This window comes from Acidovorax sp. M2(2025) (assembly GCF_049330835.1).
Taxonomy (GTDB): domain Bacteria; phylum Pseudomonadota; class Gammaproteobacteria; order Burkholderiales; family Burkholderiaceae_C; genus Acidovorax.
Genome location: NZ_CP186262.1, coordinates 1,713,163 through 1,738,268, shown reverse-complemented (window position 1 = coordinate 1,738,268; position 25,106 = coordinate 1,713,163). Strand labels below are relative to the sequence as shown.

The 25,106-nt window shown below is 69.6% G+C and carries 22 protein-coding genes; 10 read left to right on the top strand and 12 right to left on the bottom strand.

What is annotated here, in order from left to right:
- The first annotated feature begins 277 nt into the window (after positions 1-277).
- Together rpsU and ACOYR3_RS07960 are read left to right on the top strand one after the other, a co-directional pair.
- Positions 278-490 (top strand): 30S ribosomal protein S21, encoded by a 213-nt coding sequence (gene rpsU, locus ACOYR3_RS07965; protein ID WP_007833691.1) that lies wholly within the window; start codon positions 278-280, stop codon positions 488-490.
- A gap of 208 nt (positions 491-698) precedes the next feature.
- Positions 699-1,145 (top strand): GatB/YqeY domain-containing protein, encoded by a 447-nt coding sequence (locus tag ACOYR3_RS07960; protein WP_291486646.1) that lies wholly within the window; start codon positions 699-701, stop codon positions 1,143-1,145.
- A gap of 134 nt (positions 1,146-1,279) precedes the next feature.
- On the opposite strand, the gene ACOYR3_RS07955 is transcribed toward ACOYR3_RS07960, so the two are convergent.
- On the bottom strand, positions 1,280-2,302 hold the full coding sequence (locus tag ACOYR3_RS07955) for a zinc-dependent alcohol dehydrogenase family protein (protein ID WP_422845915.1): 1,023 nt from the start codon (positions 2,300-2,302) through the stop codon (positions 1,280-1,282).
- Positions 2,303-2,408: 106 nt separating this feature from the next.
- On the opposite strand from ACOYR3_RS07955, the gene ACOYR3_RS07950 reads away from it, so the two are divergent.
- Positions 2,409-3,368 (top strand): LysR substrate-binding domain-containing protein, encoded by a 960-nt coding sequence (locus ACOYR3_RS07950; protein WP_422845914.1) that lies wholly within the window; start codon positions 2,409-2,411, stop codon positions 3,366-3,368.
- A 24-nt stretch (positions 3,369-3,392) separates the two neighbouring features.
- Here ACOYR3_RS07950 and ACOYR3_RS07945 read toward each other — a convergent pair whose 3' ends face one another.
- Positions 3,393-4,319 (bottom strand): LysR family transcriptional regulator, encoded by a 927-nt coding sequence (locus ACOYR3_RS07945; protein ID WP_422845913.1) that lies wholly within the window; start codon positions 4,317-4,319, stop codon positions 3,393-3,395.
- Between the two features lie 96 nt (positions 4,320-4,415).
- On the opposite strand from ACOYR3_RS07945, the gene ACOYR3_RS07940 reads away from it, so the two are divergent.
- Positions 4,416-5,516 (top strand): tartrate dehydrogenase, encoded by a 1,101-nt coding sequence (locus ACOYR3_RS07940; protein WP_422845912.1) that lies wholly within the window; start codon positions 4,416-4,418, stop codon positions 5,514-5,516.
- Positions 5,517-5,584: 68 nt separating this feature from the next.
- On the opposite strand, the gene ACOYR3_RS07935 is transcribed toward ACOYR3_RS07940, so the two are convergent.
- Genes ACOYR3_RS07935 through ACOYR3_RS07925 form a run of 3 tightly spaced genes read right to left on the bottom strand, consistent with a single transcriptional unit; the run spans position 5,585 to position 6,970 of the window.
- On the bottom strand, positions 5,585-5,980 hold the full coding sequence (locus ACOYR3_RS07935) for a DUF1801 domain-containing protein (RefSeq protein WP_422845911.1): 396 nt from the start codon (positions 5,978-5,980) through the stop codon (positions 5,585-5,587).
- A complete protein-coding gene (locus ACOYR3_RS07930; RefSeq protein ID WP_422845910.1) occupies positions 5,977-6,420 on the bottom strand; it encodes a VOC family protein in 444 nt (147 codons plus the stop codon). Before ACOYR3_RS07930 ends, ACOYR3_RS07935 begins: the two co-directional genes overlap by 4 nt.
- 16 nt (positions 6,421-6,436) lie before the next feature.
- Positions 6,437-6,970: a helix-turn-helix transcriptional regulator gene (locus tag ACOYR3_RS07925; protein ID WP_422845909.1), complete on the bottom strand. Its 534-nt coding sequence runs from the start codon at positions 6,968-6,970 to the stop codon at positions 6,437-6,439.
- 245 nt (positions 6,971-7,215) lie between these two features.
- On the opposite strand from ACOYR3_RS07925, the gene ACOYR3_RS07920 reads away from it, so the two are divergent.
- Positions 7,216-8,235: a patatin-like phospholipase family protein gene (locus ACOYR3_RS07920; RefSeq protein ID WP_422845908.1), complete on the top strand. Its 1,020-nt coding sequence runs from the start codon at positions 7,216-7,218 to the stop codon at positions 8,233-8,235.
- 43 nt (positions 8,236-8,278) lie between these two features.
- Here the strand turns inward: ACOYR3_RS07920 and ACOYR3_RS07915 are convergent, their stop codons facing one another.
- Positions 8,279-8,458 carry a hypothetical protein gene (locus ACOYR3_RS07915; protein WP_422845907.1) on the bottom strand — a complete coding sequence of 60 codons (180 nt, stop codon included), beginning with the start codon at positions 8,456-8,458 and terminating at the stop codon, positions 8,279-8,281.
- A gap of 71 nt (positions 8,459-8,529) precedes the next feature.
- Between ACOYR3_RS07915 and ACOYR3_RS07910 the strand changes: the two genes are divergently transcribed.
- Complete coding sequence (locus tag ACOYR3_RS07910; protein WP_422845906.1) at positions 8,530-9,417, top strand: LysR family transcriptional regulator; 888 nt, start codon at positions 8,530-8,532, stop codon at positions 9,415-9,417.
- 174 nt (positions 9,418-9,591) lie between these two features.
- Entirely contained in the window at positions 9,592-10,353 is a 762-nt protein-coding gene (locus tag ACOYR3_RS07905; RefSeq protein ID WP_422845905.1) for an NAD(P)-dependent oxidoreductase, read from the top strand.
- Positions 10,354-10,456: 103 nt separating this feature from the next.
- Here ACOYR3_RS07905 and pmbA read toward each other — a convergent pair whose 3' ends face one another.
- A complete protein-coding gene (gene pmbA / locus ACOYR3_RS07900) occupies positions 10,457-11,872 on the bottom strand; it encodes a metalloprotease PmbA (RefSeq protein WP_422845904.1) in 1,416 nt (471 codons plus the stop codon).
- A gap of 65 nt (positions 11,873-11,937) precedes the next feature.
- On the opposite strand from pmbA, the gene yjgA reads away from it, so the two are divergent.
- Both yjgA and mog read left to right on the top strand, forming a co-directional pair.
- Positions 11,938-12,609 carry a ribosome biogenesis factor YjgA gene (gene yjgA, locus ACOYR3_RS07895; protein ID WP_422845903.1) on the top strand — a complete coding sequence of 224 codons (672 nt, stop codon included), beginning with the start codon at positions 11,938-11,940 and terminating at the stop codon, positions 12,607-12,609.
- Positions 12,602-13,213, top strand: a complete 612-nt coding sequence (gene mog / locus ACOYR3_RS07890; RefSeq protein WP_422845902.1) for a molybdopterin adenylyltransferase — start codon at positions 12,602-12,604, stop codon at positions 13,211-13,213. Before yjgA ends, mog begins: the two co-directional genes overlap by 8 nt.
- A gap of 88 nt (positions 13,214-13,301) precedes the next feature.
- On the opposite strand, the gene cysE is transcribed toward mog, so the two are convergent.
- Positions 13,302-14,087 carry a serine O-acetyltransferase gene (gene cysE / locus ACOYR3_RS07885; protein WP_422845901.1) on the bottom strand — a complete coding sequence of 262 codons (786 nt, stop codon included), beginning with the start codon at positions 14,085-14,087 and terminating at the stop codon, positions 13,302-13,304.
- 35 nt (positions 14,088-14,122) lie between these two features.
- On the bottom strand, positions 14,123-14,926 hold the full coding sequence (locus ACOYR3_RS07880; RefSeq protein WP_422845900.1) for an RNA methyltransferase: 804 nt from the start codon (positions 14,924-14,926) through the stop codon (positions 14,123-14,125).
- A 150-nt stretch (positions 14,927-15,076) separates the two neighbouring features.
- Here ACOYR3_RS07880 and ACOYR3_RS07875 point away from each other — a divergent pair, with 150 nt between their 5' ends.
- Positions 15,077-16,033 carry an inositol monophosphatase family protein gene (locus ACOYR3_RS07875; protein ID WP_422845899.1) on the top strand — a complete coding sequence of 319 codons (957 nt, stop codon included), beginning with the start codon at positions 15,077-15,079 and terminating at the stop codon, positions 16,031-16,033.
- Between the two features lie 145 nt (positions 16,034-16,178).
- Here ACOYR3_RS07875 and ACOYR3_RS07870 read toward each other — a convergent pair whose 3' ends face one another.
- The 3 genes from ACOYR3_RS07870 to ACOYR3_RS07860 form a co-directional block, all read right to left on the bottom strand.
- Complete coding sequence (locus ACOYR3_RS07870) at positions 16,179-17,309, bottom strand: response regulator (protein ID WP_422845898.1); 1,131 nt, start codon at positions 17,307-17,309, stop codon at positions 16,179-16,181.
- Positions 17,310-17,337: 28 nt separating this feature from the next.
- Positions 17,338-22,230 carry a PAS domain S-box protein gene (locus ACOYR3_RS07865; RefSeq protein WP_422845897.1) on the bottom strand — a complete coding sequence of 1,631 codons (4,893 nt, stop codon included), beginning with the start codon at positions 22,228-22,230 and terminating at the stop codon, positions 17,338-17,340.
- An 86-nt stretch (positions 22,231-22,316) separates the two neighbouring features.
- The gene (locus ACOYR3_RS07860) at positions 22,317-24,863 is read right to left on the bottom strand and encodes an EAL domain-containing protein (RefSeq protein ID WP_422845896.1); all 2,547 of its coding nucleotides are present in this window, start codon (positions 24,861-24,863) and stop codon (positions 22,317-22,319) included.
- Positions 24,864-25,106 lie beyond the last annotated feature (243 nt).

The window sequence follows — 25,106 nt, the reverse complement described above, 5'->3', positions numbered from 1 at the left end:
GTAGCAATTTCCACGCCATAGGCACCAAACTGGGGCGCGCGCCCCCAGGCAGGGGCTGGCGGGCGCTGCGCCATGGCCGGGCCGCCGGGGCGGCGGCGCTACCCCCTTGCACACAAGCCCGCCAAGGACGCTATAATGTCGCGCTTTGCTGGCACTACCCCGTCGGCCAATACTAGTTACAGTCTCTCGACTGAGACGGGGGCACCCGCCACGCACGGCCTTCAGGCCCGATCTTCCTGAAGGCCCTCTGCGGGCACACTTTGGAAACCATTAGCTAATGACTACGATCCGCGTAAAAGAAAACGAACCCTTTGACGTTGCCCTGCGCCGCTTCAAGCGCACCATTGAAAAGCTCGGCCTGCTGACCGACCTGCGCGCCCGCGAGTTCTACGAGAAGCCCACCGCCGAGCGCAAGCGCAAGAAGGCAGCCGCCGTGAAGCGCCACTACAAGCGCGTTCGCAGCATGCAACTGCCCAAGAAGCTGTACTGATCGCAGCTGGGCGTTTTCCGCAACGCCAAAAAAACCCGCGCTAGGGACGCCAAGCGCGGGTTTTTGTTTTTTGGGTCTGCAAAAAGTCCCTCTGGCGTCGTTGTAGCGCCTTGCCGTAGCGAGACTACTGCCTGCGGCACTACGCCTGGCCAGAGGGGCTTTTTGCAAATCCTAAGTCCATGCCTGACCAACACAAAGGAAAAGCCTCATGAGCCTCAAGGACCAGATCACCGAAGACATGAAGACCGCCATGCGCGCCAAGGACAGCGAGCGCCTGGGCACCATCCGCCTGCTGCAGGCGGCGATGAAGCAAAAGGAAGTGGACGAGCGCATCACGCTGGACGACGCGGCTGTCGTGGCCATCGTGGACAAGCTCATCAAGCAGCGCAAGGACTCGATCACCGCGTTTGAAGGCGCGGGCCGCCAGGACCTGGCCGACAAGGAGAAGGCCGAGATGGCCGTGCTGCAGGCCTACCTGCCCGAGCGCATGTCCGCCGAGGAAGTGACCGCCGCCGTGAAGGCCATCGTGGCCGAAGTGGGTGCCGCCGGCCCCGGCGACATGGGCAAGGTGATGGGCGTGGTCAAGACCCGCCTGGCCGGCAAGGCCGACATGGGCCAGGTGTCGGCCGCGGTGAAGGCCGCGCTGGCCGGCTGAGCAACCTGCTTCCAGGCAGGCGGCCGCGGCCGCTTTGCCTGAAGCTACTAATTTGATAGCTGCTCGCGCTTGCTGCATAAGCGCTGGCAGCTATTTTTTCTTGAAACGGCGCCCCCCCCTCCGACGCAGGCTGCTCAGGAAAAGCGCACTACCACCTTGCCGAAGGCGCCGCGCTCCAGGTGCGCAAACGCGGCGGGCACCTCGCTGGCCGGGTATTCGCCCGCGATCACCGGCTTCAGGCCGGTGGCGTCCACGGCGCGCACCAGTTCCTCCAGCGCACGGCGGTGGCCTCCGCTGATGCCCTGCACCGTGGCGCGGCCCATCAGGACGTCGTAGACCGAGGCGCTGACCGTGTCGCCCGCCAGCGTGCCGATGACCGACACGCATCCTCCCGTGCGCAAGGCCTGCAGGGAGCGGCCCAGATTGGCCCCGCCCACGATCTCCAGCACCTGGTCGACCCCGCGCCCGTCCGTCAGCGCCCGCACCTGGGCCGGCCAGTCGGCATCGCGCGCCAGGGCGTGGGCGGCACCGAGCGCCAGCACCTGCGCGCGCTTGGCGGCGTCGCCCGAGACGACGATGGGCACCGCCCCGTGCAGGTGCGCCAGCTGCACGCCAAACAACGCCACCCCGCCCGTGCCGTGGATGAGCACGGTCTGCCCGGCGCGCAGCCCGCCGGTTTCCACCAGCGCGAACCAGGCCGTGAGCCCGGCGATGGGCAGGGTGCTGGCGGAGGCCGCGTCCAGCGTGCGGGGCGCTGCCACGGCCCAGTCGGCGTCCAGCAGCACGTGCGACGCCAGCACGCCCGGGCCGGGCGCGCCCAGCGCCACGGCGTCGGCAGGCCGTTCGCCGTCCCGCCAGCCGCCCCAGAAGGTGCTCAGCACCCGGTCGCCGGGCTGCCAGCGGGTCACGCCCTCGCCCACCGCCAGCACGGTGCCGGCCAGGTCGGACGCGGGCGTGAACGGAAAGGCCAGGGCCATGCCCATGCCGTCGCGCGCCATGAGCAGATCGCGGTAGTTCAGGGCCACCGCCTCGGTGCGCACCAGGATCTGGTGCGGCGCTGGCAGCGGCATCGGGGCCTGCACCATCTCCAGGTGGGCCAGGCCGAAGCGGGGCAGCTGCCAGCGTTGCAGGGTGGGCGGAAGGGGGCTGTGGGTCATGGTGAAACTCCTGGAAAAAGCAAAACAGAACACGGCCCATGCTATTGGCGCACCAGGCTCTCTGGTGGTTCTTGTTTTTCACCGTAATGGCGACCAAAATTCACCAATGAGCGAACGATTGCAAGGTATCGAGGCCTTTGTCGCCGCCGTGGAGGCGGGCAGCTTTGCCCAGGCGGCCGCGCGCCTGGGGCGCACCCGGTCGGCAGTGGGCAAAAGCATTGCGCGGCTGGAGCAGCGGCTGGCGGTGCGGCTGTTCCAGCGCACCACGCGCAGCCAGAGCCTGACGGACGACGGCCAGGCCTACTACGAGCGCTGCCGCCGCGCGCTGGACGAGCTGGACGCCGCCGATGCCGCCGTGGACGCCGGCCGCCACGCCCCGGCGGGCACGCTGCGCATGAGCATGCCGGCGCTGTTCGGCCGGGTCTGCGTGGCGCCGCTGCTGATGGAACTGGCCCACGAACACGAGGGTCTGCGGCTGGACCTGCAGTTCAACGACCGCCGGGTGGATCTGGTGGAAGAGCGGATGGACCTGGCCCTTCGCAGCGGGCCGCTGGATGACAGCAGCACGCTGGCTGCACGCCCGCTGGGCCACCAGTGGATGGGCGTGTACGCCGCGCCCGCCTACCTAGCGCGGCATGGCCGGCCGACCGGCTGGGAGGCACTGCTGGAGACGGCCGGCAGCCACCGCTTCGCCGGCTACGGGCGCGACGGGCAGCGGCCGTCGGCGTGGCTGTACCGCGACGGCGCCACCGGCGAGCTGCGCGAGTTCCCGGTGCCCGCACGCGTGCGCTGCGACAGCCTGGAGGTGGTGGCCGCCAGCGCCGTGGCAGGGCTGGGCATGGTGCGCATCCCCCAGTGGCTGGCGGCCGGCGCGGTCGCCGGGGGCACCCTGGTGCAGGTGTTTGAGGAAGCTCAGCCGTTCGGCTACGCCCTGCATGCCGTGTGGCCCCGCGCGCGCGCCCTGCCGCGCCGCACGCGCGTGGTGATCGACACCCTGGCCGAGCGGCTGCCGGCGGTGCTGGGCCCGGCGGGCCGCGCCGCGGCAGAGCCCGCACGGCCGGCGTAGAGGCCGCGCGGCCCCTGCCTGGCGCTACGCGCCGGGCACAGGCGGCAGCCCCAGCCCTTCCTGCCGGAACACCTCCTGCAGAAACTCCACGCACACCCGCACCTTGGCCGAGCGCTCCAGGCGCGTGGGGTACACGGCCCAGACGTTGGCCTCCTGCTGCCACTCGGGCAGCACCCGCACCAGCCGCCCGGCCCGCAGGTGCGCGCTCACGTCCCACCACGAGCGCAGCACGATGCCCCGCCCGTCCACCGCCCACTGCACGGCCATCTCGCCGTGGTTGGACGACAGCGGCCCGCGCACCTTGGCCACGGCGTCCACCGCTCCGCTGCGCAGGCGCCACACGCCGAAGGGGTGGTCGCGCTCCTTGATCACCAGGCAGTCGTGGCTGGGCAGGTCGGCCGGCACGCGGGGCGTGCCCTGGCGCGCCAGGTACGCGGGCGCGGCGCACAGCACGCGGTGGTTGTCGGCCAGGCGCCGGGCAATGAGGTGCGGCGCGATCTCGTCGCCCACGCGCACATCCAGGTCGAACCCCTCGCCCGCCACGTCCACCAGCCGGTCGAACACCTCCAGCCGCACCTGCAGGCCGGGGTGCCGCTCCACCAGGCGTGACAGCGCAGGCGCCACCACCTGCCGGCCAAAGCCGAAGCTGCTGCTCACCCGCAGCAGGCCGCGCGGCTCGCGGCGGGTGACGGCTACTTCCTGCAGCAGCTGCTCCATGTCGTCCAGGATGCGCTGCGCCCAGTGGAACACGCGCTCGCCCTCCTCCGTCACGGCCACGCGCCGCGTGGTGCGGTGCAGCAGCTTCACGCCCAGGTCCTGCTCCAGCAGGCGTATGCGCTTGCTCACATACGCCGGCGAGGTGCCCAGCTCGGCCGCCGCGCCGCCAAAGCTGGACTTGCGCACGACCAGGGTGAACACCCGCAGGTCGTCTGGGGCAGGATTTTTATGCACGAAGTGTGAAGAGTGAGGCCACGGACGGCGGATTGTATTTTTGCCAGCAGCGCTGAAGAATACCGGCCATCGTCCCACTCTCCTTTGCTCCAGCCCATGGCCCATTCCAGCCCCCGCCCCTACCAGATCGCCGTCCTGCCGGGTGACGGCATCGGCAAGGAAGTCATGCCCGAAGGCCTGCGCGCCGTGCAGGCCGCCGCCGCGCGGTTCGGGCTGGACCTGCAGTTCCACCCCTTCGAGTGGGCCAGTTGCGACTACTACGCGCAGCACGGAAAAATGATGCCCGACGACTGGAAGGCGCAACTGCAGGGCATGGACGCCCTCTTCTTCGGCGCCGTGGGCTGGCCGGCCGCCGTGCCGGACCACGTCTCGCTGTGGGGCTCGCTGCTCAAGTTCCGCCGCGAGTTCGACCAGTACATCAACCTGCGCCCGGTGCGCCTGTTCGACGGGGTGCCCTGCCCGCTGGCCGGCCGCAAGCCCGGCGACATCGACTACTACGTGGTGCGCGAGAACACCGAGGGCGAATACACGTCGCTGGGCGGCATCATGTACGAGGGCACCGACCGCGAGATCGTCATCCAGGAATCCGTGTACTCCCGCAAGGGGGCCGAACGGCTGCTGAAGTTCGCGTTCGACCTGGCCCAAAGCCGGCCCCGCAAGCACGTGACGCTGGCCACCAAGAGCAACGGCATCGCCATCAGCATGCCCTGGTGGGACCAGCGCGCCGACGCCGTGGCCAGGGACTACCCCGAGGTCACGCTGGACAAGCAGCACATCGACATCCTCACCGCCCGCTTCGTGCTGCAGCCCGGCCGCTTCGACGTGGTGGCGGCCACCAACCTGTTTGGCGACATCCTCTCCGACCTGGGCCCCGCCACCACGGGCACCATTGGCCTCGCGCCCTCGGCCAACCTGAACCCGGAGCGCCACTTCCCCAGCCTGTTCGAGCCCGTGCACGGCTCAGCGCCGGACATCTACGGCCAGAACATCGCCAACCCGATCGCCATGATCTGGTCGGGCGCACTGATGCTGGACTTCCTCACCCAGGGCACGGGCGCAGGCCGGGCGGCGCACGACGCCATCGTCCGGGCCATCGAAGAGGTCATCAAGGCGGGCCCGCGCACGCCGGACCTGGGCGGCACCGCCAGCACCACCCAGGTGGGCGAGGCCATTGCCGCCCGCATCGCCAGCGTGTAGCGGCGCCAGCGGGGCCCGGGAGGCGCTCTGCGCAAATGCGTACGGCGCGGTACGTGTGCAGAGGAATCTCAGCCGCGGTTGCGCGCCACGGCGGCGCGCACCAGCGCCGTGAAGGCGGCCGCGTCCACGCCGTCGCCCTGGCGGAAGTCGATCGCGCGGCGCACCCGGCCCTCCAGGCTGGAATTGAACAGGCCCGCCGGGTCGGGCAGTTCCGCGCCGTGGGCAAACGTCAGCTTCACGACCTGCTTGTAGGTCTCGCCCGTGCAGATGAGCCCCTGAGCCGACCAGGCGGCCGTGCCCCACTTCCACTCTTCCACCACACCGGGGTCGGCGCGCAGGATGAGTTCGCGCAGGCGGGCCAGCACCGGGCCGCGCCAGTCGTCCAGCGCCTGGACCTTGGCGTCGATGTGCGCTGCCGCCGTGCCCGCAGGCAGGGGCGCGCCCGGGGCGCTGGCGCGGCTCATGCGCGGTCTCCCGGCGCCCGCTGGATCATCTTCCAGCCGTTGCCCGCGGGGTCCCGAAAACCGGCATCCACCTGTCCGTAGCGCTCCACCGGGTCCTGCGTGAACTCCACGCCCCGGGCCTGCATTTGCGCGTGCGCCGCGCGGCAGTCTCGCACATGCAGCACCAGCGGCGGCATGGCCCCCTTCGCCACCAGCGCCTGCAAGGCTTGCGCCGTGGCCTCGTCGTGGATGGGCGGGCCCGGGCGGAACAGCCCCAGCTGGAAGCCGGGCTGCTCGGGATGCTGCACCGTCAGCCAGCGGTAGGTGCCGTTGCGCACGTCGGTGTGCACGCGAAAGCCGAGCTTGTCCACATAGAACGCCAGCGCTTCATCCTGGTCGGGCACATACACGCCCGCCACGCCCACGCCGCAGGGCGGCGGGGAGGTCGTACCTTGGTCCATTTGCAATCTCCTTGAGTCACGGGGTCGTCAATGGACGGTTTGTACCCGGCGCCGCCCGCCGGCGCTTCTCCGAAACTGCGGTGGCCAGATCGGGCCGCTGTGCCGCCTTGAGAAAGCACGCGGGCACCCCGGCGAGCACGCTGCGGTCATCCCGCCCGGCCCGGGCCTGCTGCCGCAGGGCGCTGGGGCTGCTGCCCGTGACGTCGCGGAAGGTGCGGCCAAACGTGCCCAGGCTTTCCCACCCTGTGGCAAAGGCGATGTCGGTCACGGACAGGTCGGTCTCTTGCAGCAGGGTGCAGGCCTGCTCAATGCGCCGCGTCAGCAGATACCGGTGCGGCGGAATGCCGAAGGCCTGCCGGAACGAGCGCGCGAAATGCGCCGCCGACACCCCGCTGACCTGGGCCAGGCGCTGCACCGGCCAGGGCTCGTGCGAAGCCGCATCCATGCGGTCCCGGGCCCGCAGCAGGCGGCGCAACAGGGCGGGCGTCTGCTGCAGCCCGCGGGCGGAGCCGGGCGGGTCGGGCAGGGAGGATGGCGAATCAGCGGGCATGGCGCGAGGAGCGGGCAGCATAGCGCCGCGGCACGGGTTCGCAACCTGCGGGGGAATTGCGGCGGCGCCCCGCCGCGCCCCGAACGAGGCCGTGCACTGATGCCCGCCCTGGCCACGGCCCAAGGGCCGACGGCCCATCCGGCCGTTGTGCCGCGCCTGGGCAAAGCCTTCGGCAGCCCGATACACTGTGCCCTTGCACGCCGCTTTTTTTGCAGCGGCTGCGTTCCCCGCTGTCCCCGTTGAGCATGTCCTCCCCTTCCCTGCTGCGGCTGCTGGCCTTCCTGGGCCCGCTGGCCCTCGCCGCGTGCGGCAGCACGCCCTCCTCCACCCCCGCCACGGCCGACGTGCCCACCCAGGCCCCCGTCAAGATCGGCATCGCCCTGGGCGGAGGAGCCGCCAAGGGGTTTGCCCACATCGGCGTGATCAAGATGCTGGAGGCCAACGGCCTGACGCCCACGGTGGTGGCGGGCACCAGCGCCGGCAGCGTGGTGGGTGCGCTGTACGCCAGCGGCATGAATGCCTTTGAACTGCAGGAAAAGGCGGTGGCGCTGGACGAGACGCGCATCCGCGACCTGCAGCTGTCCTCCGGCGGCCTGGTGCTGGGCCAGAAGCTGGAGGACTACGTGAACGAGCAGGTGCGCCGCAAGCCGCTGGAGCAGATGGCCAAGCCCTTCGTGGCCGTGGCCACGCGGCTGGAGGACGGACAGCGCACCGTATTTGCCCGCGGCAACACCGGCCAGGCGGTGCGCGCCTCCAGCAGCGTGCCAGGCGTGTTCCAGCCCGTCACCATCGGCAAGTACCACTTCGTGGACGGCGGCATCGTCAGCCCCGTGCCGGTGGATGCCGCGCGGCAGCTGGGCGCCGACGTGGTGGTAGCGGTGGACATCTCCAACAAGGCCCGCGGCCAGACGCCTGGCAACATGCTGGGCGCGCTGAACCAGTCGATCGCCATCATGGGCCAGAAGCTGGGCGAGGCCGAACTGGCGCGCGCCGATGTGATCGTCCGCCCGCAGGTGCTGGAGATCGGCGCGGCCGACTTCACCCAGCGCGCCAATGCCATCCTGGAAGGCGAGAAGGCCGCCCTGGCGGCCATGCCCCAGATCCGCGAGCGCGTGGCGCAGTGGCAGGCCGAACGCGACAAGACGGTGCGCCAGGCCCAGCAAAAGGCCGCCGAGGCGCAGCGCCAGGCCTGCCTGGACAACCGCTCGCGGCTGCAAAAGCTGGCCGGCATGGCGGGGCTGGACGGCTCCTGCGACAGCCGCTAACCCCCGCTATCCCCCCGCAGCGCCCCCGCACCGGGCGCGCCCCTCACCCCCCGTTCGGCGGCACCCGGAAGCCTTCGGTGACGCGCCGCTCGGCCCGCTGCAGCGCGCCGGCGGCAGCGGGTGGCACGCGCAGCAGGGCGTGGCGGAGCCGCTGAAATACGGAACGCTGCAACACGGAAGGCTGAGGTGCGGCAACATCGCCGGTCGGGGTAGATACGGGCATGGACGGCATGCTCGCCGCTGGCGTACCATCCGTAAAGTTGAATTGAATGAACCATCAATTCAGAAAACCTGATGCGCAACCTGAACCTCGACCAGCTGCAGACCCTGATCGCCATTGCCGACCTGGGCACCTTTGCCGCCGCCGCGCAGGCGCTGCACCTGGCGCCGCCCACGGTCAGCCTGCACATCAAGGAGCTGGAAAGCCGGCTGGACGCCGAGCTGGTGGTGCGCGGCCGCCGCCAGGCCGAGCTGACGCCCGCTGGCGAGGTGCTGGTGCAGCAGGGCCGGCAGCTGCTGCTGGCCGCCGACGACCTGGTGGAGCGCGTGCAACGCCGCGCATCCGGGCGTGAAGGCGTCGTGCGGGTGGGGGTTTCGGCGGGCGTCAGCACCCATCTGCTGCCGCGCATGCTGGAAGCCCTGGCCCAGCGCAGCCCGGGCGTGGAAATCCGGCTGGAGGCCGTGGGCTCCGCCGAGTCCATGCAGCGGCTCAAGGCGGGAACGCTGGACGTGGCCATCGTGGCCAGCCCGCAGCCGCCGGTGGCCGAGCTGCGGCAGACGCCCTGGCGCACCGACCCCATGGTGGCCGTGCTGCCCGCCAGCTGGGAGCCGCCCGACGCCGTGACGCCCGAATGGCTGGCCCCACGCCGCTGGGCATCGTTTGCGCCCGCCACCCAGATGCACGGGCTGATTGCCCACTGGTTTGGCCAGGCCGGCCACACACCCCGCCCGTTCCTAGCGCTGAGCTACCCGGGCGCGCTCAAGAGCCTGGCCGTGGCAGCCCAGTGCGCCGCCCTGCTGCCGCTGGAAGAGGTGGCCGAGCTGCAAGGCGCGGCCGATGTGCAGATCCGCCCGCTGCAGCCGGAGCTCCTGCGCCCCATGGCCGTGGCGCACCGCCACCAGCCGCCGCCCTCGCCCCCCACCGTCGCCGTGCTGCAGGTGCTGGCGGACTTTGCGCAGTGATTGCGCCGGCGCCGGCAGGCGGGAACACCGCACGCATGCCGGCACGCATGCCGGCGCAGATGCCGTGAACAAAGTCACTGCCGGGCACACCGCTGCGCCGGCACGCCGTGGCGCCGGGCGCATTGCGTGAAATCATCACGCCGCTGAATCTCAGAAACTTTTTGCGATCTCCCCATGAAGCGTCTTCTCATCCTTGGAGCCACCGGCTCCCTCGGCCGCCACGTGCTCCAGCAGGCCGTTGCCGCAGGCCACCAGGTGTCCGTGCTGGTGCGCAACCCGGCCAAGCTGCCCGCAGGCATCCAGCCCTGCATCACGGTGCACCAGGTGGACCTGGGGGGCATCTCCATCGCAGCCCTGGCAGACATCGTCCGCGGGCACGACGCCCTGATCAACTGCGCGGGGCTGGTGACCGAAGGACAGGTCTTTGTGGACCTGGTGGACCGCATCGTTGGCAGCGTGGAGTCCCTCGCTCCCGCCGAGCGGCCGGTCTGCTGGTTTCTGGGCGGCGCCGCCGCGCTCGACATCGGGCAGACGGGGCGCCGCGGCGTGGAACTGCCCAAGGTGCGCGACACCTACTGGCCGCACCGCAAGAACTTCGAGCGTCTGAGCGCTTCGCCGCTGGATTGGCGCCTGCTGTGCCCGGGGCCCATGGTGGACCAGCCCGCGCTGGGCGCCGCCAGCCTGCGGGTGGCAACGGACCAGCTCCCGGTCCCCGTCCCTGCCCTGGCCGGCAAGCTGCCGGGCCCGCTGCTGTTGCTGCTGTTCGCGTCGAAGGTGTCGCAGATGATTGTTCCCTATGCCGACGCGGCCGCGGTGATGCTGGCCCACCTGGAGCCCCGGGACGCCTTGTCGCGCCACCGCGTGGGGCTCGCACTGCCCGTGGGAATGCGCGGGAAAAAGGACACCTGGGCCGCCCGGCCCGTCGGCACCCGCTGAAACGGCGCCCGCAAAGAAAAAGGCCCTTGCCATGGCAAGGGCCTTTCGGTCCGCAGGCTTGCAACGCCCTGCCCCTCCGCCGAGGGGTCGGGCCTGCGAAGCATCAGCTCCCGGCCACCTTCATGCGGTTGACCAGGAGGGAGCCCACGGTCTTGGCACCGTAGTTGTAGGCGTCCGCTCCCACGGCTTCGATGCCCTTGAGCATGTCCTTGAGGTTGCCCGCGATGGTGATCTCGTGCACGGGGTAGGCGATGCGGCCGTTCTCCACCCAGAAGCCGCTGGCGCCGCGCGAATAGTCGCCCGTCACGTAGTTCACGCCCTGACCCATCAGCTCCACAACAAAGAGGCCCGTGCCCAGCTTTTGCAGCATGGCGTCCAGGTTGTCGCTGGCCTGCGTGAGGCGCGAGGTCATCACCAGGTTGTGCGATCCGCCAGCGTTGCCCGTGGTCTTCATGCCCAGCTTGCGGGCCGAGTAGCTGGACAGGAAGTACCCCTCCACGCGCCCGCCCTTGACCACCTTGCGCGGCGCCACGCGCACGCCCTCTTCGTCGAACGGCGAGCTGCCCTTGCCGCGCAGAATGAACGGGTCTTCCAGGATGTCGATGTGCTTGGGGAACACCATCTTGCCCAGCGAATCGAGCAGAAAGCTGCTCTTGCGGTACAGCGCGCCCCCGCTCACGGCCTGCACGAAGCCGCCCAGCAGGCCTGCGGCCAGGGTGGACTCGAACAGCACCGGGCACTGCGTGGTCGGAATCTTGCGGCTGCCCAAGCGGCTGAGCGCGCGCTCGGCGGCATAGCGGCCCACGGCCTCGGGCGAGGCCAGCTCGGCGGCGTTGCGCATGGAGCTGAACCAGGCGTCGCGCTGCATCTCGGCGTTCTTGCCGGGCAGCGAGGCAATCGGCGCCACCGAGAAGCTGTGGCGGGAGCTGGCATAGCCGCCGCGGAAGCCGCGCGTGTGCGCGCTGAAGAAATGGCTCTGCTGGGCGGACACGCCCGCGCCTTCGCTGTTGGTGATGCGGCGGTGGGTCTTCAAGGCCGCGGCCTCGCAGCGCTGCGCCATCTCGGCGGCTTCCTCGCTGGTGATGGCCCAGGGGTGGAACAGATCCAGGTCGCGGTGTGTGTCTGCGGGCGCGATGTCGTCGGCATCGGGCAGGCCGGCCACGGGGTCTTCGGCCGTGAAGCGGGCGATGTCGTAGGCGGCCTGCACGGTCTGCTCGATGGCCTTGTCCGAAAAATCGGAGGTGCTGGCGTTGCCCCGGCGGTGGCCGATGTAGACCGTCACGCCCAGGGATTTGTCGCGGTTGCGCTCCACGTTCTCCAGCTCGCCCTTGCGCACGCTGACCGACAGGCCGCAGCCTTCCGACGCCTCAGCCCCCGCGTCGGTGGCGCCGAGCTTCTTGGCGTGGGCCAGGGCGCGGTCGACCAGCTCCTCAAAAAAAGGGCGGCTGTAGCTGAAGCCGCTGTCGGGCGTGCGGGACGTGGCGGTGGCTTGCGCGGTGCGGGAGGAGGGTGTTTTCATATCGGCAGCTATGATACTTGCCGCTGTGGCGCGCTCTGCGCCGCTTCTCTTTTTGCCCCCACCCCATGTCACGCAAACCCAAAAAAGGCTACTTTGTGCGGGGCCAGTTCGTCGCCGAAGGCAGCGAGCTGGACCTGCAGCTCAAGGCCGAACTCAAAGGCACGTCCGAAGCCAGCCGCACCGACCTCAAGCGCGAGAGTGACGAACTGCAGGCGCTGGGCAAGGACCTCCTGACGCTGCGCACCGACTTGTTCGACGCGGTGGGCCTGCCCGACAAGCTGGTCGAGGCCATCAACGAGGCCAAGCGCATCACCAATTTCGAGGGCAAGCGCCGCCAGATGCAGTACGTGGGCAAGCTCATGCGCAAGCTGGAGCCCGAGCTGGTGGAAGCCGCCCGCCAGGCGCTGGAAGAGCAGCACAAGGGCTCGGCCGCCGAAAAGATGCAGCTGCACCTGGCCGAGCACTGGCGCGACCGCCTGATTGCCGACGACGAGGCGCTGGCCGCATGGATGGCCGAGCACCCCACCACCGACACCCAGCAGCTGCGCGCGCTGATCCGCCAGGCCCGCAAGGATGCCCAGCCGGCCGGCAAGGAGGCCAATGTCCAGGTCTCCCAGGGCCTGGCGCCCCGCAAGGGCCGCGCCTACCGCGAGCTGTTCCAGCTGGTGCGCGAGCACCTGGGCGGCACGGGCACGGACGATGCCAACGATACCGACGAGGACCACGGAGATGAGTGAGCCCGCAAGCCTGCACGACCCGGTGAAGATCGGCATCGTCTCCATCAGCGACCGCGCCAGCACCGGCGTCTATGAAGACAAGGGCCTGCCTGCGCTGCAGGACTGGCTGACCCGCGCGCTGCACAACCCCATCACGTTCGAGCCGCGCCTGATCCCCGACGAGCAGGCGGGCATCAGCGCCACGCTCATTGAGCTGGTGGACACCGCCGGCTGCCACCTGGTGCTGACCACCGGCGGCACCGGCCCCGCGCTGCGCGACGTGACGCCCGAGGCCACGCTGGCCGTGGCGCACAAGGAGATGCCGGGCTTTGGCGAGCAGATGCGCCAGATCAGCCTGAAGTTCGTGCCCACCGCCATCCTCTCGCGCCAGGTGGCGGTGATCCGCGGGCAGAGCCTGATCATCAACCTGCCCGGCCAGCCCAAGGCGATTGCCGAGACGCTGGAGGGTTTGAAGGACGTCGAAGGCCAACAGATCGTTCCGGGCATCTTTGCCGCCGTGCCGTACTGCATCGACCTGATCGGCGGGCCGTACCTGGAAACGCGCGACGCGGTGTGCAAGGCCTTCCGGCCCAAGAGCGCCGTGCGACCACCGCGCGCCACCTGACCCGCCGCATTCAAAGCAAAAATAGCTGCTAGCGCTTGTGCACCAAGCGCTGGAAGCTATTTTTTTGATAGCAATCGAACAAGCATCGCTACTTGCCCACCAGCTCGTTGAGCTTGCCGGCCTCGAACTGCTCCTTGAGCGCCGCGTCGCAGGGCACGCAGTCCTTGGCCTGCTGGTTGGCGCTGGAGAGCTTTTCGATGGCCTGCCAGAGCAGCGCGATCTGGTGCTCTTGCGACGAGGCGTTGTCGATCAGCCCGCGCATGGCCTGCGAGAGCGGGTCGTCCTCCTGCGTGATGCCGTAGGCCGTGAACTTGCGCGGCTGCTGCGGCTCGGTGGTCACGTCGGCGCTCTGGCCTTCCTTGGACGGGATGATGCGTGCCGGAATGCCCACCGCCGTGGCGCCCGCGGGCACGGGCTTGATCACCACGGCATTGCTGCCGATCTTGGCCCCATCGCCCACCTCGAAGCCGCCCAGCACCTTGGCGCCCGCGCTGACCACCACGTCGCGGCCCAGCGTGGGGTGGCGCTTGGCGCCCTTGTACAGCGACGTGCCGCCCAGCGTCACGCCCTGGTAGATGGTGCAGCCGTCGCCGATCTCGGCCGTCTCGCCCACCACCACGCCCATGGCGTGGTCGAAGAACACGCGCTGGCCGATCTTGGCGCCCGGGTGGATCTCGATGCCGGTGAGCCAGCGCGAGAAATGCGAGATGAAGCGCCCCAGCCACTTCAGGCCATGGTTCCAGCACCAGTGCGCGGGGCGGTGCAGCCAGATCGCGTGCAGGCCCGGATAACAGGTGATCACCTCCCACGTGCTGCGCGCGGCAGGATCGCGGTCGAGGATGCACTGGATATCGGAGCGCAGGCGGGCAAACATGGTTGTTATGGTTATTTGTAAATTGGCTTGACAGTCTAGCGGCTGGCCTGCGCCGTCTCGATCATGGCTTTGGCGACACCACGCAGGATGTGGATTTCCTCCGGGCTGAGCTGCGCGCGGTTGAAAAGCTGGTTAAGGCGCGGCATGAGCTTTTTGGGGGCGGCGGGGTCCAGAAAACCGATGGCGGCCAGCGCCTGCTCCCAATGGCCCAGCATGCCCGCCACCTGGGCGGCATCGGCCAGCGCACGCGGCGGCGTGGCGTCCTGCACGGCAAAGCCGCCCAGCGCCTGACGCCATTCATAGGCAATCACCTGGATGGCCGCGCCCAGGTTCAGCGAGCCGAAGCCCGGATTCGTGGGAATGGACAGCGCCACATGGCAGCGATAGACGTCTTCGTTGGCCATGCCAAAGCGCTCGGAGCCGAAGAGGAAGGCCACGCCGGCCTGCGCGGCCGGGCCCGCCCCTTCGGCCTTCGGATTTTCAGTGTTTTCGGCCTCCAGCGCTTGTCCAGCAAGCGCGGGCAGCTCATTTTTCAATAGCGACTCAAAGTGCGCCCGGGGCGCCACCGTGGGCGGGCCGAAGTCGCGCGGCGTCATCGCCGTGGCGCACAGGTGGCTCATGCCATCCAGCGCCTCGTCCAGCGTGGCCACGATGCGCGCGTTGTTCAGCACGTCCAGGGCGCCGCTGGCGCGCTGGATGGTTTCCTCGCGCCGCAGCACGTTGGCCCAGCGCGGGGCCACCAGCACCAGGTCGTCAAAACCCATGGTCTTCATGGCACGGGCGGCGGCGCCCACATTGCCGGCGTGGCTGGTGTTGATCAGGATGAAACGGGTCTTCATGGGCGGGCGTTAGGCGAAAAAAGGCTCTGCGGGTAAAATCCCGCCCTCCATTGTCGCCGCCCGCATCGCCGGGACGGGCCCGACCTGACCGCTCATCCTGCCACGCAGCGCCTGCGCCCTCGCCGGCCGCGCTGCCCAACACCACAATTTATGTCGTCCAATCTGCACCCCATGCTCAACGTGGCCATCAAGGCCGCACGCGCCGCCGGCGCCATCATCAACCGCGCGGCCCTGGACGTGGAATCGGTGCGGATCTCGCAAAAGCAGATCAACGACTTCGTGACCGAGATCGACCACGCGTCCGAGAAGACCATCATCGAGACGCTGCTCACGGCCTACCCCGGCCACGGCATCCTGGCCGAAGAAACCGGCCGCGAGTACGGCGCCAAGGACTCTGACTTTGTGTGGGTGATCGACCCGCTGGACGGCACGACCAATTTCATCCACGGCTTTCCCGTGTACTGCGTGAGCATTGCGCTCACCGTCAAGGGCAAGGTCGAGCAGGCCGTGGTGTACGACCCCACGCGCAACGACCTCTTCACCGCCACCAAGGGCCGCGGCGCGTTCCTGAACGAGCGCCGCATCCGCGTTTCCAAGCGCACCCAGCTCAAGGACTGCCTGATCTCCACCGGCTTCCCCTTCCGCCCGGGCGACAACTTCAAGAGCTACATGAACATGATGGGCGAGGTGATGCAGCGCACCGCCGGCCTGCGCCGCCCCGGCGCCGCCGCGCTGGACCTGGCCTACGTGGCCGCAGGCTTCACCGACGGGTTCTTCGAGTCCGGCCTGTCGATCTGGGACGTGGCAGCCGGCTCGCTGCTGGTGACCGAGGCCGGCGGCCTGGTGGGCAACTTCACGGGCGAGGCCGACTTCCTGGAGCAGCGCGAATGCCTGGCCGGCAACCCGCGCATCTACGGCCAGCTGGTGCCCATCCTGGGCAAGTACAGCAAGTTTGCAAGCGCTGGCGACAAGGCGGCCGTGCGCCAGGCGGCTGCGGCCGATGCACCGACCAGCACGGAGTCTGATGTTGCGGCGGATACCGAACCCAGCGCTGCCGAGACCGCTCCCCGGGCGGATTCCGCCAAGGGTGAAGACGCACCGTTCTGACGGCTCGCATCCCCGCAACCGTTCGGGCTGAGCTTGTCGAAGCCCTGCGCGGCGCTTCGACAGGCTCAGCGTGAACGGCCGGTGCAATGCCGGGAAGGCGACATCCGGGCCTGATTGAAAAGCGGGCGCCCTGCGCCCAACGCCATCAAGCCGGATCGGGGTACTTCTGCGCAATGCTGCGGAAGTCTTCCGCAATGTCCACGAACGCATCCACCATGTCCGGGTCGAAATGCGTGCCCTTGCCGCGCACGATGGTGCTGCAGGCCTGGTCGTGCGAGAACGCGGGCTTGTACACCCGCCGGCTGATCAGCGCGTCGTACACGTCCGCCACGGCCATCAGCCGCGCCGAGACGGGAATCTCGTCGCCCTTGAGTCCCTCGGGGTAGCCCGAGCCATCCCACTTCTCCTGGTGGCTGTAGGCGATCTCCTTGGAAACGCTCAGGAAGGCCACGCGCATGCCCAGGCGCCGCTCGGCTTCGTCGATGGCGTTGCGGCCCAGCGTGGTGTGGGTCTTCATGATCTCGAACTCTTCCACCGTCAGCTTGCCGGGCTTGAGCAGGATGCTGTCGGGGATGCCGATCTTGCCGATGTCGTGCAGCGGGGCCGACTTGTAGAGCAGCTCGATCATGCGGTCGTTCAGCACATGCTCGAACCGCGGGTGGTGGCGCAGCCGCTCGGCCAGGGTCTTGACGTACAGCTGCGTGCGGCGGATGTGATTGCCGGTCTCGTTGTCGCGCGTCTCGGCCAGCGAGGTCATGGCCATGATGGTCACGTCCTGGATGGCCTGCACCTCCAGGGTGCGCAAGGCCACCTCGCGCTCCAGGTACGCGCTCTTGTCGCGCAGGAAATCGGCCGTGGCCTTGAGCGCCAGGTGGGTGTTGACGCGGGCCAGCAAAATCGGCGGGCTGATGGGCTTGGTGATGTAGTCCACGGCGCCCAGGCCCAGGCCCATGCGCTCATCGTCCAGGTCGCTGCGGGCGGTCAGGAAGATCACGGGAATGTCGCGGGTGGCAGGCAGCGCCTTGAGCTGGCGGCACACCTCGTAGCCGTCCATGCCCGGCATCATGATGTCCAGCAGGATCAGGTCCGGCTGCGCCTGCGACTGGGCGATCTTGAGCGCTTTCTCCCCATGGTTGGCCACCTTCACGTGGAAGTGCTCGCGCAGCAGGCTGCCCATCAGCGTCAGGTTGTCCGGCGTGTCGTCCACCACCAGCACGGTGGCAATCGGCTTCTCGACCAGGGCGGCCGGTGGAGGGGCGAAGGGCGCGTTGTCCATGGAAGTGCGTTCCTGCGTGTTGTGCCGCTCAGGGCGCGCCGGTGGCAGAGGGCTCGGGCGCCTGCATGCCGGCCAGTGCCTCCAGGGCCTGCTCGAAGTCAAAGTTCAAGGTGTGCGTCTCGGCCGCGGTGAAGGCCGGGCCCAGCACGGGCTTCAGTACCTGCGCATTGTGTTGGAAAAACTCCGCGGCTGCAGGGTCGTCCTGCTCCAGCAGGCCCCGCAGGTGCTGCAAGGCTGCCGCGCCGCCGGGCGCGGGCTCGCCGGCACCAGGCCCCGGCGGCTCAGGCGCCGTGTCGCCCGGCAGGCCCGCCGACTGCAGCTGCCAACCCCGCAGCGCGTGGAGCAGCGGGCCCAGGGCGTCGCCCAGTTCACCCAGCAGACGGCGGTGCAATGCCGCCGCAGCGCCCTCTTGCGGCCCGGCGCCGTGCCGGCCACCCTCGTTCTGCGCCCGCAAGGCCTGCTCCAGCGCGCCGGCCCGGGCTGAAACCTCCTGCGCACCGATGTTGGCCGCCACCGAACGCAGGGTGTGCGCCTGGCGCTCGGCCGCGGCCAGGTCGCCGCCTTCCAGCGCCTGCTCCAGCGTGGGCACGGCACGGGCCTGCCCCTGCAAAAAGCGGTGCAGCAGCTGGGCGTACAGCGCCGGCTTGCCCAGCGCCCGCTGCAGCCCCAGCGCCGTGTCCAGCCCCGCGATGCCGGCAAATGCAGGCCCTGCGCCCTCCGCCGCCGCCGCCGGCGCTTCCCCGCCATCGGGCTGCGCGGCCAGGCCCGGCCGCGGGCGTATCCACCGGCCCAGCGCCGTCCACAGCGCAGCGGGCTCGATCGGCTTGGCCACATGGTCGTTCATGCCCGCGTCGAAGCACCGCTGGCGGTCGGCCTCCATGGCGTTGGCGGTCATGGCGATGATGGGCAAGGCGGCATGGCGGGGGTCGCGGCGCAGCGCGCGCGTGGCGGTTTCGCCGTCCATCACCGGCATCTGCATGTCCATCAGCACCACGTCGTACGATTTCTGCGCAATGCAGTCCAGCGCCACCTGACCGTTCTCCGCAACGTCCACGGCAAAGCCGGCATCGCGCAGCAGTTCCACCGCCACCATCTGGTTGAGTTCGTTGTCCTCCACCAGCAGCACGGACGCTCCGCGGATGGCCAGCGGCAAGGCCTCCGGCGTCGGGGGCGGCGTGCCCACGCGGTCGCGCGCGTCGGTGGAGTGCGCCAGCGGCTGCATCAGGGTGTCGAACAGCAGCGACGCGTTCACCGGCTTGATCAGCACCGTGTCGATGCCCTGCAGGCGCGCGGCGCGCATCACGTCCTCGCGGCCGTAGGCGGTGACCATGAGCATCTTGGGCACCTGTGCCATGCCCAGGCCGCGGATGTGGCCGGCCAGCTCGATGCCATCCATGCCCGGCATGTGCCAGTCGAGCAGCAGGAGGCCGAACGGCCGGTGCTGCGCCATTGCATCGCGCAGGCACTCCAGCGCCTCCAGGCCGGAGTGCGCCTGCTCCACCTCGAATCCCATCGCGTGCAGCATGTCCGCCAGCACGGTGGCCGCGGTGAGGTTGTCGTCGACCACCAGCACGCGGCTGCCCCGCAGGCTGGCCGGCGGCAGGAAGGCCCGCGCCGCAACCCCGCGCTCCAGCGGCACGCTCACCCAGAAGGTGGAGCCCTGCCCCACCACGCTGTGCACGCCCACCGAGCCGCCCATCAGCTCGGCCAGGCTCTTGCAAATGGCCAGGCCCAGCCCCGTGCCGCCGTAGCGGCGCGTGGTGGACGTGTCCGCCTGCTGGAAGCTCTGGAACAGCCGCCCCATTTGCTCCGGCGTGATGCCGATGCCGGTGTCGCGGACCTCGAACCGCAGCGTCACCCGCTCACCGGCGGATTCCACGATTCGCACGGCAATGCTGATCTCGCCGGACTCGGTGAACTTGACCGCGTTGTTGGCGAAGTTGATGAGGATCTGCCCCAGGCGCAGCGAGTCGCCCACCAGGTTGGGCGGCACATCGGGCGCCACGTCGCACACCAGCTCCAGACCCTTGGCGCCGGCCTTGTAGCCCACCACGTCGGACACCGTCTCCAGCATGCGGTCCAGCACGAAGGGCTGCTTTTCCAGGCTGAGCTTGCCTGCCTCGATCTTGGAGAAATCCAGGATGTCATTGATCACGCCCAGCAGGTGCTGGCCGGCCTGCTGGATCTTGCTCACGTACTCGTGCTGGCGTGGCGACAGCCCCGATTTCAGCGCCAGGTGCGACATCCCGATGATGGCGTTCATCGGCGTGCGGATCTCGTGGCTCATGTTGGCCAGGAAATTGGACTTGAGCGCCGTGGACTCCTCAGCCAGCTCCTTGGCCAGGCGCAGCTCCTGCTCGGCGCGCTGCCGGTCCGTGATGTCCACGAACGTGCCGATGGCCCCGCCGGGCGATCCGTCGGCGCGCGAGAAGCCGTGCAGCCAGAACAGCGTGTGGTGCACCTGGCCGTCCGCGTAGGGCAGGTCCACCTCCTTGTGCACGGACTGCAGCCCGCCCAGCGCCTCTTGCGCATCCGCGGCAAACCGCGCGCGCTCGTCCTCGGCCAGGAACGGCAGGTCCAGCACGGTCTTGCCGATCAGGGCCTCCCGCTGCACCCCGAAGGCCTGCTCGTAGGCCCGGTTGAACCCGATGTAGCGGCCGTCGGCCCCCTTGTAGAACAGGGGCACGGGGATGGCGTCGATCAGCGCCTGCTGGAAGTCCAGCTGCTCGGCCACCCGGGCCTCCAGCAGCTTCTGGTCCTGGATGTCCACATTGACGCCCACCACGCGCACGGGCTGGCCGGCTTCGTCGCGGAAGATGCGTGCCGCCGACAGGAACCAGCGCACCTCGCCATCGGGCCGCACGATGCGCCAGGAATCGCGCACATGGGCCTCGTTCCCCGCCAGGGCGCTGGCGAACGCCGCCACTGCACGGTCCCGGTCCTGCGGGTGCAGCCGCTCCTTCCAGTCCTCCTGGGTGCGCGCCTGCGTACCGGGCGGCAGCCCCATCATCGCCAGCAGCTTCTCGCTCCATAGCACCTGGCCGGAGAGCGGGTCGATGTCGAACACGCCGATCTTGCCCGCCTCCTGCGCCAGCTCCAGCCGGTCCTTGGCCTGCTGAACGGCCAGTTCCGCGCGGCGCTGCTCGCTGACATCCTCGATAACCCACAGGGACGCATTCTGGAAGCCCTCCAGCTGCACGCGGCGTCCCGCCATGCGCGCCTCGAAACGGTGGCCGTCCAGCCGGAACAGGGTCGTGATCTGCCGCACCCGCTCCCCGCTCTCCAGCAGCGGGGCCACCTCGGCATGGAAGGCCTTTGCGCGCTCGGCCCCGCCCAGCAGCGTCGCAACACCCAGGCCGAGCAGCTCCGAGGCCGTGCTCCCCATCAGCTCCACAAAGGCCGGGTTGAATTGCCGGAACTTCCCGTCGCCGACCAGGGCGATGGGGGGCGCGTTGTCGAAGATGGCCGTCTGCTGCTCCAGCAACTGGTTCAGCAGCCGCTCGCGCCGCTGCAGTTCCTGCTGGGCCTGGATGCGCGCAGTCACGTCTTCGTGCAGCCCCACGATGGCGATGCGCCGGCCCCGCTCGTCCAGCACCGGCGAGAGCGTGGCCTCGTCGTGGTACAGCGCACCGTCCTTGCGGCGGTTGACGAACTGGCCTTGCCACGAGTGCCCCGACAGCAAGGCGGACCACATCTGCTGGTAGGTGGCCGCAGGAGTCTGGCCGCTGGCCACCACGGCGGGTTTCTTGCCGCGGACCTCCGCCAGGGTGTAGCCGGTGTTGCGCTCGTATTGCGGGTTGACCCAGTCGATGCGCCCGTCGCCGTCGGTGATGACCACCGACACCGGGCTGTTGCCCAGCGCCGTTCCCAGCACCCGGAAGCGCTCCACCGCGGCGCGCATGCGGGCGCGGCTGCGCAGCAGCTCCAGCAGCAGCCAGCCCAGCAGGCACAGAAGCACGAACGCAGCCCCGCCGACCTGCAGCCGCACCGGCAGGGGCACGAGCGCGCTGACGTCGTCCAGCAGCACCAGCTGCCAGGCCCCGCCCGGGTCGCCCCAGTCCACGCGGTGGCGGTCCACGGCATACGGCACGCCATTGAGCAGCACCTCGCCCGCCCCCGGCGCAAAGGGCAGCGCCGAGGCAACGCCGTTGTCGAAATGCCGGCCAAACTGGCGCGATTCCCGGATCGCATCGATGCGCGCCTGGGTCAGTGGCGGCGCCACCGAAAGCAGCCACTCGGGGCGGGTGGAGGCAAACGCCACCCCTTGCGGCGACAACAGCACGGTGGGCATGCCGGTGCGCTTGAGCACCTCGTCGAACAGCTCGAACCCCACCTTGAACATCACCACGCCGATGATGGCGCTGGAAGGCGTTTCGCTTTCGTACAGCGGCGCGGCGTAGTACAGGCCCCTCTCCTGGGTGTTGCGCCCAATGGCGGCGTACACGCTGTTCACGCCCTGGATCGCCTGCTGGAAGTACGGCCGGAACGCCAGGTTGAGCCCGGTGGAGCGGGTGCCCGCCGTCTCGTGCGCCACCACCGTCCCGTCGCGGGACATGACATACACGCCATTGACCAGGAAGCGGCCCCGCGCCACCCCCAGCCGCGCCAGGGCCTCAGGATCGTCCGGCGGAAGCTGCCCCAGGGCCAGGGCCTTGAGCAGCGGCTCGCTCAACCCGAGCAGCGACACCGCGCCCAGCATGCCGGCGCCGGCAATGCGGGCCTGCAGGGTCTCGACCGTCTCCTGCAACAGCCCGGCGCGCTGGTTTGCACGCTCCGTGCTCTTCCAGTGCACCACGCCCAGCACCGCCAGGCATGCCCCCAGCAGCGCGAGCGCCACCACCGCCACCCAGCCCCGCAAGCCCGGGCCGCGGTGGCCCGCCAGGGCGGCGTCCAGCACGGCGCCGTCATCCCCCCGCGCCATGCGCCACCTCTTGAAGAACACACGGCCCGTGGCGCCCGCGCAAGCTCCGGGCACAGCGCAAGCGCGGCGGTGCGTGCAGAGGGCCCCTAGCTTGCCGGGTGCAGCAAGGCATCAATGTCTCCCGCGGGCCCGGGCCGGCCAAACAGATAGCCCTGGAACCCCTCGCAGCCGTGCAGCCGCAAAAAACTCAGCTGCCCCGTGGTCTCCACCCCCTCGGCCACCACCTCCAGGTCCAGGCTCTTGGCCAGCGCCAGGATGGTGCGCACGATCGCCGCGTCGTTGGGATCTGTCAGCACGTCCCGCACGAAGCTCTGGTCGATCTTGACCTGGTCCAGCGGCAGCCGCTTGAGGTACGACAGCGAGGAGTAGCCGGTGCCAAAGTCGTCCAGCGCAAAGCCCACGCCTTCGCTCTTGAGCTGTTCCATGCGCGCGATGGTGTCTTCGATGTCGCCCAGCAGCAGGCTTTCGGTGAGTTCGAGCTTGAGTTTGCCGGGTTCGGCCTGCTGCTCCCGCAGGGTCTGCAGCACTTGGGCGACGAAGCCGCTTTGCCGGAATTGCCGGGCGCTGACGTTGACGGAGAGGGACAGGTGGGCGGTGCTGGGGTGCTGGCTCCAGCGCTGCAGTTGCCGGCAGGCGGTTTGCAGGACGTATTGGCCCAAGGGGAGGATGAGGCCGGTCTGTTCGGCCAGGGGGATGAAGTCGGCGGGGCTGATCATGCCGCGCTGGGGGTGGCGCCAGCGCACGAGGGCTTCTGCGCCCAGGAGGCGGGCGTGGTGGTCGACGACGGGCTGGTAGTGCACGAGGAGTTCGCCCCGGGCCAGGCCCTGGCGCAGGTCGGCTTCGAGGTTGGAGCGGGCGTTGACGGCGGCCTGCATGTCGGGGTCGAAGAAGCGCTGGGTGTTGCGCCCTGCGGCCTTGGCCTGGTACATGGCCAGGTCTGCGCGCTTGAGGAGCTCGTCCACGGTGAGGCGTTCGTCGCCAAAGAGGGTGATGCCGATGCTGGGGGTGCTGTAGTGCTGGGCGCCGTCGAGTTCGAAGGGCTGGTTGAGGCTGGCCAGGAGTTTTTCTGCGACGGTTTCGGCCTGGCTGGCGGCTTCGGGCAGCTGGGGGGCCAGGGCTTCGAGCATGACGACGAATTCGTCGCCGCCAAAGCGCGCGACGGTGTCGGCTTCGCGCACGCTGCCCACCAGGCGGGCGGCGACCTGGGCCAGGAGCTGGTCGCCCATGTCGTGGCCCAGGGTGTCGTTGAGGTCCTTGAAGTTGTCCAGGTCGATGAAGAGCAGCGCCCCGAGGTTCTTGCTGCGCTGGCAGGTGGCCAGGGAGCGCTGCAGCCGGTCCAGCAGCAGCCGGCGGTTGGGCAGCCCGGTGAGCGCGTCGTAGAACGCCAGGCGTTCGATCTCCTGCTCGGCCCGCTTGCGGTCGGTGATGTCCATGGTGAAGCCGTGCGACACCACCGATCCGTCGCTCTCGCGGTGCGGGATCGCATTGGTCATGTGCCAGCGGATGCTGCCGTCGGGCATGCGCACGCGGTACTCGCACTGCCAGGGCACCAGCTTGCGCACCGAGGTGATGGCCGAGCGCTGGACCTGGGGCAGATCTTGCGGGACCACGCGGCGCACCAGCACGCCGTGGTCGGCCGTGACCTCGTCGGGCTCCACCCCCATGAACTCGCGCACCGCGTCGCTGATGTACTGCACGCTGGTTTCGCCGTTGGAGTGCAGCCGGTATTCGTAGATGAAGCCCGGAATGCGGCTGGCGATGCGCTGGATGAACAGCAGCTGCTCGCGCAGCTGCTCGGCCGCGCGGTGCTCCTCCGTCACGTCCTGCACCACGCCCATCACCACCTGCACGCCGTCGCGCGGCAGCGTGCGCTGCACGCGCGAGCGCATCCAGCGCACCTCGCCGTCAGGGCGGCGCCAGCGGTACTCCACATCCAGGCCCTTGCCACGCTCGCGCACGCGCTCGAAGACATGGCGGTCCTCCGGCAGGATGCCGCTGACGGCGCGCTCCGGGTCCACCCACTCCTGCTGCTCGAAGCCGGCGATCTGGCACAGCCCGGGCGACCACAGCAGCACCGTCTCCCCCGGGTCTTCAATGCGGCGCCAGTGCCCCGCGCGGGCCAGGCTTTCCATGGTGTTGAACACGTCGGTCTGCTCGCGCAGCTCGCGGCGCAGGTCCTCCAGGGCGCGCTCGGACGCCGCCAGCGCGCTGCGCAGCGACTCCACCTCGGACACGTCGCGCACGGTGACGACGATGCCGTCGTCCGTCACGCGGCGGGCCGAGATGTCCCAGGCCAGCAGCCGGCGCCCCGGCTCCCGCACCACCTGCCGGCAATCGAGCGGCGCCCCGATGCGGGCCACGCCCAGGAGCTGGTCCATCAGGGGCGTGTCCGCCAGCTGGTCGAACACCTCGCTGGCGCCGGCCCCGGGCTGGCGCACCGCACCCAGCCCGGGCATGCGGCGTGCCGCAGCGTTGGCAGCCACCAGCACCAGGTGGTCGGACTGCAAACGAAACTCCATCCACGCCACCGGCACCGCATCGACCAGGGCCTGCAGGCGCGCCTGCGCGCCGCTTTCCTGGCCGCCAGGGGCGGCGGGGGACAAAAGATCGGCCAACAGTTCGGACGAGATCACGGTCGCTCTGAAACCTTTGAAGCCAGCGGCGGGTACATGGGCCGCTGCAGGCAGCGGCGGGGCCGGCGGTCCCAGCCCATGCGCCAGCATACAGGCAAGAATATGTCAGAACGTAACAAGTGTCGGGAACTGATGGTTTTTCCTTACGCCACTGCTTACGCCACTGCTTACGCCACTGCTTACGCCACTGCTTACGCCACCGGCAAGCCCCTGCCCGGCCTGGCAGGCGGAAGGCGCCCAGCG

Bases quoted from the DNA above. Each gene is read 5' to 3' on its own strand.
- ACOYR3_RS07950 (WP_422845914.1), top strand. From the start codon at position 2,409: ATGAGCGAACGATTGCAAGGTATCGAGGCCTTTGTCGCCGCCGTGGAG.
- ACOYR3_RS07875 (WP_422845899.1), top strand. From the start codon at position 15,077: ATGTCGTCCAATCTGCACCCCATGCTCAACGTGGCCATCAAGGCCGCA.
- yjgA (WP_422845903.1), top strand. From the start codon at position 11,938: ATGTCACGCAAACCCAAAAAAGGCTACTTTGTGCGGGGCCAGTTCGTC.
- ACOYR3_RS07955 (WP_422845915.1), bottom strand. From the start codon at position 2,302: ATGACCCACAGCCCCCTTCCGCCCACCCTGCAACGCTGGCAGCTGCCC.
- ACOYR3_RS07905 (WP_422845905.1), top strand. From the start codon at position 9,592: ATGAAGCGTCTTCTCATCCTTGGAGCCACCGGCTCCCTCGGCCGCCAC.
- rpsU (WP_007833691.1), top strand. From the start codon at position 278: ATGACTACGATCCGCGTAAAAGAAAACGAACCCTTTGACGTTGCCCTG.
- pmbA (WP_422845904.1), bottom strand. From the start codon at position 11,872: ATGAAAACACCCTCCTCCCGCACCGCGCAAGCCACCGCCACGTCCCGC.
- ACOYR3_RS07880 (WP_422845900.1), bottom strand. From the start codon at position 14,926: ATGAAGACCCGTTTCATCCTGATCAACACCAGCCACGCCGGCAATGTG.
- ACOYR3_RS07940 (WP_422845912.1), top strand. From the start codon at position 4,416: ATGGCCCATTCCAGCCCCCGCCCCTACCAGATCGCCGTCCTGCCGGGT.
- ACOYR3_RS07930 (WP_422845910.1), bottom strand. From the start codon at position 6,420: ATGGACCAAGGTACGACCTCCCCGCCGCCCTGCGGCGTGGGCGTGGCG.
- cysE (WP_422845901.1), bottom strand. From the start codon at position 14,087: ATGTTTGCCCGCCTGCGCTCCGATATCCAGTGCATCCTCGACCGCGAT.
- ACOYR3_RS07910 (WP_422845906.1), top strand. From the start codon at position 8,530: ATGCGCAACCTGAACCTCGACCAGCTGCAGACCCTGATCGCCATTGCC.
- ACOYR3_RS07920 (WP_422845908.1), top strand. From the start codon at position 7,216: ATGTCCTCCCCTTCCCTGCTGCGGCTGCTGGCCTTCCTGGGCCCGCTG.
- ACOYR3_RS07925 (WP_422845909.1), bottom strand. From the start codon at position 6,970: ATGCCCGCTGATTCGCCATCCTCCCTGCCCGACCCGCCCGGCTCCGCC.
- ACOYR3_RS07915 (WP_422845907.1), bottom strand. From the start codon at position 8,458: ATGCCCGTATCTACCCCGACCGGCGATGTTGCCGCACCTCAGCCTTCC.
- ACOYR3_RS07865 (WP_422845897.1), bottom strand. From the start codon at position 22,230: ATGGCGCGGGGGGATGACGGCGCCGTGCTGGACGCCGCCCTGGCGGGC.
- ACOYR3_RS07870 (WP_422845898.1), bottom strand. From the start codon at position 17,309: ATGGACAACGCGCCCTTCGCCCCTCCACCGGCCGCCCTGGTCGAGAAG.
- ACOYR3_RS07960 (WP_291486646.1), top strand. From the start codon at position 699: ATGAGCCTCAAGGACCAGATCACCGAAGACATGAAGACCGCCATGCGC.
- mog (WP_422845902.1), top strand. From the start codon at position 12,602: ATGAGTGAGCCCGCAAGCCTGCACGACCCGGTGAAGATCGGCATCGTC.
- ACOYR3_RS07935 (WP_422845911.1), bottom strand. From the start codon at position 5,980: ATGAGCCGCGCCAGCGCCCCGGGCGCGCCCCTGCCTGCGGGCACGGCG.